Raw genomic sequence first — 15,645 nt, forward strand, 5'->3', positions numbered from 1 at the left:
CGAAGGCCGCCCTGCCGGTGGCGGCCTGTCGCCTAGCCTCCGGGTATGGCTGATCATTGTTCGGTGGAGCCGGCAGGGATCCGGCTGGCCTATCAGGTGTCGGGCCCGCCGGACGCTCCGCCGCTGGTGCTGTTGCACGCCCTGGGGGAGGACGCCACCGACTGGGACGTGGTGGCGTCCGTCCTCGCCCGGAGCCGGCGGGTCTACGCCCTCGACCTTCGTGGCCACGGCCGAAGTGACTGGCCGGGGGACTACTCCCTCGAACTCATGCGGGCCGATGTGCTCGCCGTGCTGGACGAGCTGGCACTCGGCCAAGTGGAGCTGGTCGGCCACTCGATGGGTGGGATCGTGGCCTACCTGATCGCGTCGGACCAGCCGCGGCGGGTGGCCCGGCTCGTCCTGGAGGATGTCGGGGCTCCGCGTCCCCGGCGGCCGACCACTCCGGCCAAGCCGGAGGGCGAGCTCACCTTCGACTGGGAGATGGTGCTCGCCATCAGGAAGCAGATCGACACGCCGGACCCGGTGTGGTGGGAGCGGCTTGCCGGGATCACCGCCGATACTCTGGTGGTGGGCGGCGGCCCCGGTAGCCATGTGCCTCAGGACGGCGTCGCCGAGCTGGCCCACCGCATCCCCGGCGGACGCATGGTCACCATCCCGGTCGGGCACCTGATCCACAGCGCGGACCCACAGGCGTTCACGGAGGCGGTTTCGAGGTTTCTGGAGCTGTAGAGGGGTATCCGCCCTGCCCCAACGCTGGAGGTCCCGCTCAGGTCCCGCTCAGGCCCCGCTCTCCCCGGCGGTCCGATCGACCCGTTCGCGTACCCAGGTCAGGAACGTTCGCACCTCGGCGGCGGGCAGGGGGACCGCGGATGAGCGGGGTCGCTCGAAGCTGCGCACCGCGGCCTCGACGAGCGGCCGGAAGTCCTCCTCGGCCAGGGCGACTTCCCGCGCCGCCCCGCGCTTGGCCATCCAGCGCCCCGTACGGCAGAACACCACCGCGCGGCAGCCGTTGAGCACACGGTTGTCCGCGAGGTGACCTTCGCCATCGCCGTGCTCACGGACGGAGGCGCGGATCGCGGCCAGCACGTCCGGGCGCTCCGGCGCGGCGATCACCTCCCGGGCGGGGCGGCCGAACAGCGAGAGCCCGGTCCGATGGGCGACGGAGCGGTCGATGACGTACCAGAACGCCGGGGACCGCGCCGCGTCGAAGTCGGCGCGGTTCGGCAGCAGCGGGCCGGTGTTGAGGTCCAGCAGGTACCCGGCCGCGGCGGAGGGGCGGCTGAGGAAATCCGTTCCGTAGACCACCAGTTCCAGGCCCGCCGCCGGGCAGGGGAGATGGGGGTGGGCGAGGGCGCCGGCCAGGTCGTGCAGGGCCGGTCCGGGCAGCGACGGCTCCACGGCGACCGTCACATCGACGTCGCTGCGCCCGTGCCGATAGTCCCGCAGTGCCAGGGAACCGACCGCGAAGACACTCACCAGATGAGGCCCGCACACCGTGCGGATGCGCCGGACGAGTTCCACCAGGTAGGGCCGCAGTTCGGTGGGGAGGGACGGCGGATCTTCGCGAGGGTGGGCCACATGTCCAGTATCCACAGCGTGATCCGGGCCGCCGGTCCCCCCTGTGCACCTCATCCGTCCCTTATTGTGCCTTTTGTCGTAGAGCCTTCGTGGGCGGGACGGAGTCGGGGACGTGGCGTTCGCGGAGTCGGCGAGTGGTGGCGAGCCCGCGTCCTCTCCTGAACCCGGCCCCGTGTCCGGCGTGCGGTACTGGGTTCCGCTGCTGGCCGTGTGCGCCGGGTACTTCATGGTGATCCTGGACGTGACGGTCATCAATGTGGCCGTGCCGGTGATCGGCCGTGAGCTGTCGGCTTCGCTCACCGGCATCCAGTGGATCACCGACGGGTACACCCTGGTCTTCGCCGGGTTCCTGTTGAGCGGCGGTGCGCTGGGGGACAGGCTGGGAAACCGCCGGATCTTCTGCACCGGCGTGGCGGTGTTCACCGTGTCCTCGGCCGCGTGCGCCTTCGCGCCGAGCACCCCCGTCCTGATCGCCGCCCGGGTGGTGGAGGGCCTCGGCGCGGCGCTGATCGTGCCCGGCTCGCTGGCCCTTCTCCAGCAGGCGTATCCGGCTCCGGCCGCCCGCTCGCGGGCCTTCGGGGTCTGGGGATCCACCGCGGGCATCGCGGCCTCGGCGGGGCCGCTGCTGGGCGGGCTGCTGGTGTCCACCGTGGGCTGGCGGTGGGTGTTCCTCATCAACCTGCCCGTCGGCGTCGCCTGCCTGGTGCTGACGCTGCGCCAGGTGGCACCCTCCGACCGGCTCACCGGCCGGGCCCTGGACTGGCCGGCGCAGTGCGCGGTGGTGGCGGCAGTGGCCTCGCTGACCGCAGCGCTCAACGAGGCCGGCCGGCGTGGGTGGACCGATCCGGCCGTCCTCGCCGGGATGGGCCTGTCCGTACTGGCCACGATGGCGTTCCTGGTGCGCGAGCGGCTGGCCCGCTCGCCCGCCGTGCCGCCGAGCCTGCTGCGCTCGCGTGCGCTGGGTGGCGGAGCCGTCATCGGCCTGCTGTTCAATTTCGGCTTCTACGGCATGGTGTTCACCGCCAGCCTGGACTTCCAGCACCAGCGCGGCTACAGCGCCCTCGTCACCGGCCTGGCGCTGTTCCCCGCGGTGGCGATGACCATGTTCGCCTCCGTGCTGTCCGGGCGGCTGGCCCGCACGACCGGCGACCGTCCGCTGGTGTTCAGCGGCATGCTGCTGGCGGGCCTTGGGCTGGTGGGCTGGGTCGCGGCGGGAGTCGATCCTCCTTACCCGCTGCTGGTGGCCCCGATGATGGCGGCGGGGTTCGGCACCTCCTTCGCGCTCACCGGCTCCGCCTCCACCGTCATGGGCGCCGCCCCCGCGGCGTACTCAGGGACCGCCTCCGCGCTGTTCAACACCACCCGCCAACTCGGAAGCGCCATCGGCGTGGCGCTCGGTGGCACCCTGCTGGCCACCGCTGCCGACTACGGCGAGGGGCTGCGCACCAGCATGGCCATCGGTGCGCTCGCCTACCTGGCCGCCGCGGGTCTCGCATGGTTCTGCGTACCGCCCAAAACCCGAGGGCGAAACGGCTGATACGGAGGCTCGCACCTCCCGCTGAGCGGTGGCCGACCCTATTACGGAACGTCGCGCGTATGGCTGCCCGTCGTCGCGGATCCGTTGCACTCTGATAAAGGTGAGTGACCATTCGTGGTCGCCGTTTCGGACCGTCTCGGGGCCCATTATCTCGACCTGGCATTCAGCCGAGCGAAACCGTTGTTTCGCTGCCTCGGCGGCTTCTGTCTCTGTCGTAGACAGGATGCGCGCGTCCGCGTACGCGTCGATGGCCGGCCGCCGCCCCGGGCACCCGTCCGCTGCCGAGGGGTGCGGTGACCGAGGCGGGTGTGGTCGCTCCGTTCCGTGATCGGCGTGCTCACCTGCGGGAACGCCATGGCGGATCGCCGGCCTCGATGACGGCTCCCCCGGCCTGCCGGGCATCGGCTTGTCTCTGCCACCGGAATCAGGTCATCGCGGCGGCACGGTCATGGGCCGTGGGCGGCCGCCGAAAAGCCGCCGTTCAGGTGGTCGTTCGGCGGTGTCGCCGGTAAACATGATCTCGCCTCATGGGTCGGCTGATTGGCCGAATGTCGAAATGGTGGATGTGTCGGACGGGCCGGACCGGGCGGGCCGCGGTGCGCGACCGACGCCGACCGTGCGACCGGCCCCGGTCACGTCGGATTGTCACGGCATGCCGACTGCACGGTTGAATCATGCACTAATGTCCGAAAGTAAATTGGGATCAAACGGCCATAAGCCGACAGTACTTGCGGCGGGGCGGCCGGGATTAGCATGCGTCCTCGCGCGGCGGCAAGGGCGCCGCTGGGCGATTGGCTAAATTGAAATGCATGATCGATTTAGGCTGAAACTAGCTGCCTGAACATCATTGCCGCTCCGGAAGAGGCCCGGATACCGTAAATGCGGGCCCCGAACGACGCGAAATGCGCAGGGAAACCAATTTCTGCCCGGGGTCCATTTCGCTGGACCCACCACTCCGGTATAGCGCAGTAACTGAACGTATTGCCGAGGGCTTTGTCGCGCCGTCATGGCGTTTCGGAGCCCGGTCGGCGGATGAGGCCTCGCCGGAGGCCGGGACCGAAATGAGGGTGATGCACAGGTGGATGCTGTCTTCGTCATGCCCGGAACTGTGGCCGCTCCGCGCGGGGGCGTCCTTCGCGATCTCCACGACCGTTACGAGACCGTCCGTGACGCGCTGTCCCGCATCGACAAGGCAGCCGCGGGCCTGGGACTGCCCGACATCAGCGCCAGGCTGATCGAGGACAACGGCACGAGCGACCGGCGCGGCCCCGAGGTCCAGTATCTGGAGATCTTCGCCGTCAGCCTCGCGACGCACCACATGCTGGTGGCCGAAGGCGTGGAGCCCATCGCGATCGTCGGACAGAGCATCGGGGAGCTGTGGGCCCTCGCCGCCGCGGGCCACCTGCCGGTGGAGGACGCCGCGCGCCTGGCCGTCGCCCGGTCCCAGGCGCTGACCCGGCAGAGCTGGCGGGGGAAGATGCTCGCGGTCGGTGTGGACGGTCGCCGGGCGGAGTCGCTCGCCGGGCTGGTCGACCATCCCCATCTCGTGCTGGCCTGCGAGAACGCCCCTCGGCAGAGCGTCATCAGCGGGCCCGAGGAACTGATCCGGCCTGTGGAGCGGGTGGCCGACGCACTCGGCTGGCCGAGCCTTCCCCTGGACGTCCCGCACCCGACGCACACTCCGGCGATGGCACAGGCCGCGCGGGATCTCCGGACGACCGCGCCGAGGGTCGCGTACGGTTCCGGACGCTGGCGGGTGCGCTCACCCTGGCTGGGGCGCGACGTCGGCGACGACGACCCGGTCGACCTGGTCGCCGGCGCGCTCACCGCCCGGGTCCGGATGCTGCAGACGGTCCGCGAGCTGCACGCGGCCGGTGCCGACGTCTTCGTCGAGTGTGGGGAGTGGCCCGTCGTCACCAAGTTCGTCGAGTCGTCGGTCCCGGGTGTGCGGTGTGCCGTACCGCTCAGCGAGAGCGATCCGGTCGGTGCCGTCCGGGCGTTGGCCGCGGACTCCACGGCGATCGGCGCGTTCTCCTCGCGCCCCCCAGCGCGGCTGAGTGAGAGGCTCCTGCCCTCCGCGCGGGTGAGCGCGCCCGAGCCGGCCGGCCCGCCTTCGGCCGTCGCCGTCGCCGTCGTCGAGGCGCCGGCCCGGGTCGCCGCGCCCGTGCCCGCCGCCCCGGCCGCCTACCCGGAGCCCGCCACCCCAGTCATCCCTGCCGCTCCGCCCACTCCGGCCGCCGCGGTCATCGCCGCGGCTCCGCCCATCCCGGCCGATCCCGTCATCTCCTACGCTCCGCCCGCTCAGGCAGCCGCCCAGGCTCCGGCCGTGCCTGTCACCCCGGCCGCTCCGGTGGACGCGGTCGCCCCGCCGTCCGCCGGGCTGGACTACGAAACGGTGCTGGCCGAGCTGCGCACGCTCTACGGTGACTTCCTGGGCTACCCGCCGGACCTGCTCGGCGAGGACGACGGTCTGGAGTCCGAGCTGGGCGTGGAGTCCCTCAAGCAGGTCACCCTGCTCGGCCGGGTCTCCGAGCGGTACGACCTGCCCGATCTGAGGTCGAACTCCTCGCTGCTGACCGCCGGTACGCTGCGCCGGATCGCCGAGGGCGTCGTCCAGGGCCGGGCGGAGGCCGCCGGGTGACGGACGACAGCCTGCGGGGCAAGGTCGCCCTCGTGACGGGCGCCGCGAAGAGCCTCGGCGCGGACATCGTGCGACGCCTGGCGCGGGGCGGCGCCCATGTGATCGTGAACTACTTCCACTCGGTCGACCAGGCGAAGCTGCTCCAGGAGGAACTGGAACTGGCCGGCCACAGCTGCGAGTTCATCCGCGCCTCGGTGGCCAAGACCAGCGAGATCGACCGGATGTTCGATCTGGTCCAGGAGCGCCACGGTGGCCTGGACATCCTGATCAACAACGCCGCGGGCGGGGCGTTCCTGCCCCTGTTCGACATCGACGACACCTACTGGCAGCGGGCGTGGTCCACCAACGTGATGGCGGCCTACCACTGTTCGCGCCGGGCGGCCGAGCTGATGGCCGGACGCGAGGGCGCGAGCATCCTGTGCCTGTCCAGCGTCGGGGCGCACCAGCCGGTTCCGGGCTACGGTCCCGGTGGTGTCACCAAGGCCGCCCTGGAGTCGCTGGTCCGCTATCTCGCACTGGAACTGGTCGGCCAGGGCATCCGGGTCAACACCGTGCTGCTGGGCTCCGTCGCCAGCGAGATCGTGGTGAACCTCGACGGTCCGGCGACGTTCGGCGGCACGGCCGTGGCCGACGAACTGATGAACCGCACCCTCTCGACGCCGGAGGCGGCCCGGTTGATCGTGCACCTCCTCCACGAGGACGCCGGTTTCATCACCGGGCAGACCCTCGTCGCCGACGGTGGTATCAGCATCGGCGGGATGCAGGGCCTGCGACTGCACAGCAGGCTGGCCGACCAGGTGAGCAAGCCCGCCCGCCGACCGGTTGTGCCGGCGTCGGCGCCGACACCCCCCGCGCCGTCGGCGTCCGTACCGGCCCCCGCGCCTTCCGCGAGCGCGCCTTCCGCATCCGCACCCGCCCCCGCGCCGTCAGCCCCCGCTCCATCCGCGACCGCCCCCGTACCCCCACCGCCCCCAACACCCCGACCACCGGTGACCTCGGTGTCGGCCGCGGTGCCTGACGAAGTGCCGGACGCGGCGTCGGCCGAGGTGCCGGACCGGTCGCCGGAGGCGGACCCCGGTGCCGTCGCGGTCGTCGGACTCGGCCTGGCACTGCCCGGGGCCAACAACACCGCGGAGTTCTGGGACCGGCTGCGGGAGGGTGTCCTGCTCTCCAGCGAGCCGTCCGCCTTCGACCTGAAGCACTTCTGGGCTCCCACCCGCGAGGAGACCGACGCCTTCTACGTCCGCGAGGCCGGATACCTCCACGACTTCGTGCCGGACCCCGCCTCGATCACCGAACCGGACGGGAACATCGGACACCCCGGCTGGCCGCGGACCACCCGCTGGCTGCGGCACTGCGCCGTCCAGGCGCTGGCGGGGGTGCGCCGGCGTCCGACGGACCGCTGGCTCACCGCGACCACCGGCATCCACGACCAGACCGGGCTCGGCCCCCAGGGCATCGTCCTCGGCGACGAGTACAAGCGCATGGTGCGCGATGCGATCCCCGCCGACCGGGACGGCGACTGGCTGGCGGAGCTCGCCGACCACGCGATCAGCGCGCAGTACGGCGGTGACGGCGGCGACCCGCAGTCCTACCTGCCCGCGTCCGTCGTCCGCAACGCGCTGCGCGGGCTGATCCCCGGTGACACACAGCACCTCACCCTCGACGCGGCCTGTGCCAGCGGACTCTTCGCCCTGGACGCGGCGGTCAAGGCGCTGCGCGAGGGCTCCTGCGACGTGGCGCTGGCCGGTGGCACCTCGGTGATCGAGCCGATCGGGTTCACGCTGTTCTGCCGGGCCCAGGGCATCTCGATGAGTGGCCGGGTACGGCCGTTCGACCGGGCGGCCGACGGGACCCTGATCGGCGAGGGCGCGGTCGCGCTCGTCCTGAAGCCGTACGCGCGGGCCGTCGAGGACGGCGACCGGGTGCTCGGTGTCATCCGGGGCACCGGACTCGCCGCCGACGGGCGGGGCAAGGGCATCCACGCCCCGGCCACGCGCGGGCAGGAACTGGCGATCGCCCGTGCCTGGGCCGACGCGGGCGTCGAGGCCGACGACGTGGACTGGGTGGTGGCGCACGGCACCGGAACGCCGGTCGGCGACGAGATCGAACTCCGCTCGTTGCTGTCCCGGCTCGGGCCCGGTGAGCGGACGTGTCTGCTGACGTCGAACAAGCAGGTCTTCGGGCACACCGGGGTACTGGCGGGCCTGGTCTCGGTCGCACACGCGCTGGTCGCCCTCGAACGCGGAGCGGTGCCCGGCCAGCCCGTGGTCACCGATCCGCATCCGTTGCTGGGCGACGGCGAGCGGCTGACCGTGCCGGTCAAGGACGCCCCCTGGCCGGCCGACCGGGCGCGACCGCGCGTCGTCGGGGTGTCGTCGTTCGGCCTCGGCGGGGCGGACGCGCACGTGGTCATCTCCGACCACGCCCCACGGTCCGTCCCCGCGCGGAGGCCAGGCGTCGATGTGCGCGACGACAGGGAGGACCTGGTCGTCGTCGGCTGGAACACCCACCTTCCCGGCCTGGAGCCCGACCAGGTGCCCGCCTGGCTCCGTGGCGACGGGCCGCTCCCGGAGCCCGGTTTCGGCACGCCGTACCCCCTGCCCTCGCCGCGTGACGTGCGCATCCCGCCGCTGACGATGCGGCACATGGACGCCGCCCACCTGATGGTGCTCCAGGCGCTCGGCCCCTTGCTGGAACAGCTCGGCGAGCCGGGCACGAGCCTGCGGCCCACCACGGCGATCGTGATGGGCTCGACGCTGCCGACCACGCACAACACCCAGGCGGCGCTGCGGGTGCACGCCGCCGAGTGCGCCACCGCGTTCGACCTGCTGCCCGACCCGGCGCAGGCCGAGGTGCTCAAGGAGTACCTGGCGAAGGGCATGGCGGAGGCCAAGGGAGTGATCCCCGGCGATCTGAACGAGGACGACTTCACCGGTGCGGTCTCCTGCATCCTGTCGGGCCGGGCCGCCAACTACTACGACTTCCAGGGCCTGGGGACCAGCGTCTACTCCCAGCGGGACTCCGCGCACACGGCCGTCGACCTGGCCCTGCGCCAACTCCGGCACCGGGCCTGCGACCTCGCCCTGGTCGGCGCGGTGTGTCTGCGGCCGATCAGCGGCTGGGACCGGCACCTGGCCCACCTGGTGCCCGAGGGCCGGTCCATCGCGGAGGGCGCCGCGGTCCTGGCGGTCACCCGGCGCTCGACCGCGCTGGAGCACGGACTTCCCGTGCTGGGCACGCTCTCCGCCGAGGTCGCCGTCGCCGACCCCCGGCACCCGGCCACGCCCTCGCACGCCCTTCCCGTACTGGCCGGCACCGGACACACCTATCTCTCCCTGGACGCCCTGCTGACGGTTCTCAAGGCCGTCGTCACGGAGACGGACACCGTGGTCCGGCCCGCCGCCACCGGCTCGCCGCTGATCCGGTTCACCCCGCCCGCGGGCCCGCGGAACGCGCTCACCGGCTCGCAACAGGCCGAACCCGAACGCGCCGACCCAGAGCACATCGGGTCCGCGCACACCGGCCCAGCCCCCGTCCAGCCGGAACACGCCGGATCGGAGCAGGAGAGGTCGGAGCAGGACGGGGCGGAGCACACCGAGGAGTTCACCGGCCGCCGTCAGACCTTCCGGCTCGTGCCGACCGACCCGCCGCCGGCCGAGCCCACCACGCCGTCGATCCCGCCGGGCACCGTGGTCATCACCGACGCCCCGGACCTCGCCGCCGTGGTCACCGGCCCGGACACCGCCGTCTGGTCACCGCGGCCGGACGTCGCGGGCACCGCCCATGTGCCGCCCGAGGACGCGCCCGGCGCGCTGACCGGCCTGCCGTTCGTCCCGCGCCACATCCGGGTGCTGTCCCGGCTGCCCGTCGACGACGACGGGTGCGAGGAGGCCGAGGCCACCCGGGTGGAGGACCTCCAGGACCTCGCCTTCACCACGCTCCAGGCGGCGCTGCCCGCGCTGCGCTCCGGCGGCTCGCTCGCCGCGCTGCTGCTCGGAGAGGTGCCGGACGATCTGCCGCCCCCGTTGAGCGGACTGTTCACCGGTCTCGTCCGCTCCGTACGGGCCGAGGTGCCGCAGTGCGGCGGACTGACCCTGATCAGCGACGCGGTGGACGCGGCTACCGCGCTGGACCAGTTGGCGCGGGCGGGCGCCGCCCAGGTGCCGACCCATACGCTCGCCTGCCGCGGGGACGACTGGCTGGCCCTGGCCGTGGCCGACGATCCCGTGTCCCCGTCCGACGGCGCCCCGCTGCCCTCCGGCGCGGTCGTGGTCGCCTTCGGCGGCGCCCGGGGGATCACTCCCGAACTGCTGCACGAGGTGGCCCGCGGCACCGACCGGCCGTATGTGTATGTCATCGGCCGCACCCCGCTGCCGGACACCGACGACTCGCTGCCGTCGCAGGCCGAGTTCATGGCCGCCGAGCGCCGACGGCGTCCCGAAGCCTCCGTGCGCGAGCTGCGCGTCGCCTACGAGAAGGCCGAGGCGCGCCTGGAGGTGCGCCGTACGGTGCGACGGCTGGCGGAGCTGTGCGGCCAGGACCGGGTCCACCACCGCGTGTGCGACGTCCTCGACGCCGAGCGCACCACCGCCGTCCTCGGCGAGATCCTCGACCGGCACGGACGGATCGACCTGCTCATCAACACCGTCCTCGACCTGCGCTCGCGTGCGCTGCACGCCAAGACCCTCACGGACTTCCGGGCCGTGCGGGCCACCAAGGCCACCGGCTACCGCAATCTGAAGCGGGCCCTGGCCGGGCGCACGCCCCGGATCTGGTGCAACTTCAGCACGCTGGCGACGCTCGCCCCCGCGCCCGGCGACATCGACTACTGCGCCGTCAACGAGTACCTGGCGTACGCGAGCGCCAGGGCACGGCGGCACGGGCCGGCGGGCGGCCATGAGATCGCGGTCCTGTGGAGCGGCTGGCGCGAGGTCGGCGTCGCCAGCAGCGTCACCATGCGCGAGACGCTCAAACGCAACAAGATGGACGCCTACATCAGCACCGCGCAGGGACGCGCGCAGTTCCTGTCCGCGGTGACCCGGCCGCCGACGAACGGAGTGGCGTTCTTCATCCGGGAGGAGGAACGCGTCCTGCTGGCCCGGCGCGGCATCAGCACCCACGGCTCCCGCGTCGAACCGCGGATCGAGGCCCCGGACGCGCCGGAACCGGCCCCGCCGGACCCGGAGCTGACCACACCGCTGCTCGACGGCGTGCTGTACCGGGGCGACCACTGGGCCGTGTTCACCAAGACCTGGGATCCGGGCACCCTCGCCGAGCGGGACGGGCGGTGGATGCGGCACCACCAGGTCAACGGTGAGTACACGCTCGCGGGCACGTTCACCCTGGAGGCGGCTGCCGCGGCGGCGGCCACCCTCTGTCCCGGACTGCGGGTCACCGGATTCCGCGGTCTCGTCTGCCGGTCGTCGATCACCGTCCGGCTCGCCGGGCCGCTGCGCACCGTCGCGGTGGAGGCCCGGGTGGTGAGCCGTACGGGCGACCGCGCCGAGGTGGCCGTGCGGATCACGGCACACCGGATCGGCAAGAACGGCAAGGTACTGCGCTTCAACGACCTGCTGTGCGAGACGCGGGTGCTGCTCGCGGACCGCTTCCCGGCGCTCGCCGGACCGCCCGACTTCTCGGGCCACGAACCCGAACCCGACTTCGCGATGCCGGTGTACTCCCCGGATCCGCCGATCTCGCTCACCGGACCGTTCGCCGGCACCGGTGACTACGCCCGCGGGCCGGACGGTAACAGCGCCAGGTTCCGTCTGGACCACGCCGCCTGGGCGCCGGTCCTGGCCGGGATGACCGTACCGGCGATCCTGCTGGACGCGATGGTGCACCTGTTGCTGCTGCCGCCGCGCGGTGACCTGCCACCGCTGGTCGGGCCGATGGCCGGGCTCGACGAGGTCGACCTGGGCGGGCCCGGCGACGACTGCCGGCTCAGCGCGCTGCATCCGGTCATCCGGCTGCACTGCGACTTCGCCACCGGGGAGCTGACCGCGCTGACCGGTGACGGGCAGGTGCTGGCCCGGATATCCGGGGTCAGCGCACACGCCCTGGACCACAGCGGAGAACTCGTCCGGCCCCGCGGCGACGCGCCACGACCGGTCCGTTCCTGACAGCCGGGTCCTGACAGCCGATTCGTGACAGCCGAGGAGACAGCAGTGTTGTGGCAGGACATCACGATCGCCGGGACCGGTTCCTGGATACCGCCGATCCGGCAGAAACACGAGCCGTGGGACAAGCCGGTGGACCACGGGCCGCCCACCCTGGTCGCGCTCAACGGATTCACCTCGGCCGCCGTCTCCACGGACAGCACGCCGTCGCAGATGGCCGCCCGCGCCGGCCTGAAGGCACTGCGCCACGCGAACGTCACCGGCGCCGACCTGAGCCTGCTGGTGCACGCCAACTTCCAGGACGAGGACCACTACGCGCCCTCCGCCTATCTGCTGCGGGTGCTCGGCGGACCGGACACCAACGCGATCGAGCTGGGCGCCGCCAGCGACGGCGGGGGAGCCGCGCTGGTCACCGCGGCCGAACACCTCACCGCCAAACCGGCCGCGAAGGCCGCGCTGGTGACCGCCGGTGTCCGGTTCCGGCCCGAACGGTGGGGCCACGTGTCGGAGATGGGGCATCTGGCCGGTGACTCCGGCGCCGCCGCCGTCCTCACCCGGGGGACGGGCTTCGCGCGGCTGATGGCGACCGATCAGGCCGCGCAGCCGCAACTGGAGGTGCTGACCCGGGCCCGGACGGCGCCCGACGGCAGCGGCCGGCCGCTCCTCGTCGAGGAGACCGGATTCATGCCGTACATCGACGCGCTGCGGCAGTCCACGCGCCGCTGTGTCGAGACCGTCCTCGAGGAGACCGGCGTCCGGCCGGAGGGCATCGCGCGTGTGCTGCCCATCGCGATCGGGTCGGAGGTGCTCGACCTGCTGCTCGGCGGTGCGCCGCTGGGCCTGCGGGCCGCCGACACCAGCTGGACCTTCGGCCGGCACCTCGGCCACTGCGGACCGTGCGACGTCCTGCTCGCCCTCGACCGGGAGTTCCGCTCCGGCACGCTGCGGGCCGGGGAACGGGTCCTCGTCGTGAGTTTCGGGCTCGGCTTCCGCTGGACCACCGCGCTGCTGGAGATCACCCGCGACCCCGTCACCGCGGTGCCGGCCGGCCACTCAACGAAGAAGTGAGGTTCCCCATGACAGACACGAGTACGGCCTCCGCCGGATCGGTGCCGCTCGCCCCGCGGGCGTGGCCGCTGCTGGGCCACGCGCTGCCGCTGCTCCGTTACCCGCTGGCGTTCATCATGTCGCTGTCCGGATACCGCGAGATGGTCCGCGTCCGGCTCGGCCCGAGCTCCGCCGTGATGATCTGCGACCCCGACCTGACCCGGCAGGTGTTCCTCAACGACCGGACCTTCGACAAGGGCGGCCCGATCTACGACCGGATCCGCGAGGTGATCGGCGACGGCCTGTCCACCTGCGCCTACCCCCTGCACCGGCGGCAGCGCCGGCTGTGCCAGCCCTCGTTCCACCCGACCCGCCTCGCCGGGTACGGCGCGGTCTTCGCGCGGGCGGCCACGAACAAGGCGGGCTCCTGGCGGGACGGCGACGTCCTCGACGTCACCCAGGAGATGATGACGCTCACGACGCGGGCCACCATGGAGACGATGTTCAGCGGCGCGCTGCCGGCCGAGACCATGCAACGGTGCCTGGCCGACACCGCCGTGATCGTGAGCGCGTTCTTCCGCCGGATGATGACGCCGGCGCTGCTGCGGCGGCTGCCGACCCGGCAGAAGCGGCGCTACGACGACGCCCGCACCCGGCTGGCCGCCACCATCGCGGAGATCATCGCCGAGCGGCGGGCCGATCCGACCGACCACGCCGATCTGCTCTCCACGCTGGTCGCCGCGGTCGACGAGGAGAGCGAGGACGGCCGGCGTCAGCTGAACGACGCCGAACTCGCCGACGAGGCCCTCACGTTCTTCCTCGGCGGCATGGAGACCACGGCCATCACCCTGGCCTGGGCGCTGCACCTGCTCGCCACCAACCCGGACGTCCAGCACCGTCTGAAGGCCGAGACCGACCGGGTCCTGACGGGCGGGAAGCTCGACCCCGCGCATCTGCCCTCGCTCGGCCTGGCCTCCCGGGTGGTGACCGAGACGCTGCGGCTGTATCCGCCGGCCTGGATGATGACCCGTGTCGTCCGGGAGGACGCCGAACTGGGCGGCGTGCGGTTCAAGGGCGGCAGCACCATCGTGCTCAGCCCCTACCTTCTGCACCGCCGGGCCGACCTCTACGACGAGCCCGACCGGTTCGACCCGGACCGCTGGCTGGACGCCCAGCCCGACCGCCGGGCCACCTACATCCCGTTCGGCGCCGGTGCCCGCAAGTGCATCGGGGACCAGTTCGCCCTCACCGAGGCCATCCTGGCGCTGACCGCCATCGTCGACCGCTGGGAGCTGACCCCGGTCGGCGACCAGCCGTTCCAGCCCAAGGTGGAGACCAGCCTGAGCTCACGGGGACTGCGCCTGCGGCTCACCGAGCGGCGGTCCTCCGGCGCCGGCGACGCGGAGCGGAGCGCCGCCGCAGCGCTGTCCGCCTCCGTCCAGCCGCCCACCCAGCCGGGCGCCGCCGCCTGCCCGGTGAAGCACGGGAAGTGATCCCATGAGGCCTCATATCAAGCCGCTGGTGAAGCAGTTGCTCGGCTCCCGGGAGATCAGCCTGCACACCGCGGAGCCGGCCGACACCCTGCACGCTCCCTCGCGGCCCTACCCGAACGGGTGGTTCTGTCTGGCCTTCAGCGACGAGCTGCGGGCCGGGTCCCTCACCACCCGGCGGCTCGCGGGCGCCGAGGTCGTCCTCTACCGGACGGCCAAGGGCGTACTGCGGGCGGTCCGGCCCCAGTGCCCGCACCTCGGAGCCCATCTCGGCGTCGGCGGATCGGTCGAGGGCGAGGACATCGTCTGCCCCTTCCACCGGTTCGCCTTCGACCCGTCCGGTGCCTGTGTGCGCACGGGTTACGACCAGCCGCCGCCGAAGGCGTCGCTCACCCAGTACCCGGTGTGCGAGGCCAACGGCGGTGTCTACGTGTGGTGGCACGCCCTCGGCATGCCCCCGCAGTGGGACGTCCCGCTCTTCCCGATGGACGACCGGCAGCCGTTCAGCCACGCCACGTTCGACATCGCCGGTCATCCGCAGGACGTCATCGAGAACGCCTTCGACTGGGGCCATCTGCCGGCCCTGCACGGTCTGGAGGAGGTCGACATCGAGGGCCTGCCGGTGACGGGGGAACCGGTCAGCACGGTCACCGCGACCGCCCGGAACACGATGATGCGGGGGTTCCACCAGTCCTACACGCTCACGGTGATCGGGCTCGCCACCATCGCGGCACGGACGGTCCTGCCCGCGGGCGCGGGAAGCCTGTATGTGATGCTCCACGCGACCCCGACCGCCCCGGGCCGGATGCAGGTCCGCTTCGGCACCAAGCTGGAGCTGAACGGACTCCCGGGGGTGCCGGACTGGCTGGGGCGCCCGGCGGTGATGCCCGTGGCCCGGCTGCTCAGCGAAGTCCTGCAACGGGTGGGCAGTGTCGACACCGGCGCTGACCTGCTGATGTGGCACCACCAGGAGCACGTCGCCCACCCCCGGCTCGCCAAGGGCGACGGTCCGATCGGCCGGTACCGGCAGTGGGCGCAGCAGTTCTACACGGAACCCTCGGCCGATCTGGTCCCTCCGCGGCCCGAGCCCTCCGAGGTGAGCCGCTCGGAGGAGTGAGCGCGGGCGACAGGGCACGGGTGGGCGGTGTCGCCGGTCGACCTCGACCGGCGACGGCCGGACGACGGGGCCCCGGGGCGGATCGAAGGCGCTTCTACGAGCACGAGGGAGAA

Annotated in this window: 8 protein-coding genes; 7 read left to right on the plus strand and 1 reads right to left on the minus strand. The window is 72.5% G+C overall.

The genetic code is table 11. The features are described 5' to 3' along the window. The first annotated feature begins 45 nt into the window (after nt 1-45). Nucleotides 46-729: an alpha/beta fold hydrolase gene (locus J8403_RS41495; RefSeq protein ID WP_211127706.1), complete on the plus strand. Its 684-nt coding sequence runs from the start codon at nt 46-48 to the stop codon at nt 727-729. Between the two features lie 48 nt (nt 730-777). Here J8403_RS41495 and J8403_RS41500 read toward each other — a convergent pair whose 3' ends face one another. Then, the gene (locus J8403_RS41500) at nt 778-1,578 is read right to left on the minus strand and encodes an aminoglycoside adenylyltransferase domain-containing protein (RefSeq protein ID WP_246586245.1); all 801 of its coding nucleotides are present in this window, start codon (nt 1,576-1,578) and stop codon (nt 778-780) included. A 112-nt stretch (nt 1,579-1,690) separates the two neighbouring features. Between J8403_RS41500 and J8403_RS41505 the strand changes: the two genes are divergently transcribed. The 6 genes from J8403_RS41505 to J8403_RS41530 all read left to right on the plus strand — a co-directional run bounded on the left by J8403_RS41505 (nt 1,691) and on the right by J8403_RS41530 (nt 15,532). Then, entirely contained in the window at nt 1,691-3,115 is a 1,425-nt protein-coding gene (locus J8403_RS41505) for an MFS transporter (RefSeq protein WP_211127708.1), read from the plus strand. Nucleotides 3,116-4,211: 1,096 nt separating this feature from the next. Further along, the gene (locus J8403_RS41510) at nt 4,212-5,756 is read left to right on the plus strand and encodes an acyltransferase domain-containing protein (RefSeq protein ID WP_211127709.1); all 1,545 of its coding nucleotides are present in this window, start codon (nt 4,212-4,214) and stop codon (nt 5,754-5,756) included. Beyond that, complete coding sequence (locus tag J8403_RS41515; protein WP_211127710.1) at nt 5,753-11,881, plus strand: SDR family oxidoreductase; 6,129 nt, start codon at nt 5,753-5,755, stop codon at nt 11,879-11,881. Before J8403_RS41510 ends, J8403_RS41515 begins: the two co-directional genes overlap by 4 nt. Nucleotides 11,882-11,926: 45 nt before the next feature. Then, nucleotides 11,927-12,946, plus strand: a complete 1,020-nt coding sequence (locus tag J8403_RS41520) for a 3-oxoacyl-[acyl-carrier-protein] synthase III C-terminal domain-containing protein (RefSeq protein WP_211127711.1) — start codon at nt 11,927-11,929, stop codon at nt 12,944-12,946. Nucleotides 12,947-12,954: 8 nt separating this feature from the next. Next, nucleotides 12,955-14,418: a cytochrome P450 gene (locus J8403_RS41525; RefSeq protein WP_211127712.1), complete on the plus strand. Its 1,464-nt coding sequence runs from the start codon at nt 12,955-12,957 to the stop codon at nt 14,416-14,418. 4 nt (nt 14,419-14,422) lie between these two features. Further along, complete coding sequence (locus J8403_RS41530) at nt 14,423-15,532, plus strand: aromatic ring-hydroxylating oxygenase subunit alpha (RefSeq protein ID WP_211127713.1); 1,110 nt, start codon at nt 14,423-14,425, stop codon at nt 15,530-15,532. Nucleotides 15,533-15,645 lie beyond the last annotated feature (113 nt).

Origin of the sequence: Streptomyces yatensis, assembly GCF_018069625.1 — a bacterium.
GTDB lineage: Bacteria > Actinomycetota > Actinomycetes > Streptomycetales > Streptomycetaceae > Streptomyces > Streptomyces yatensis.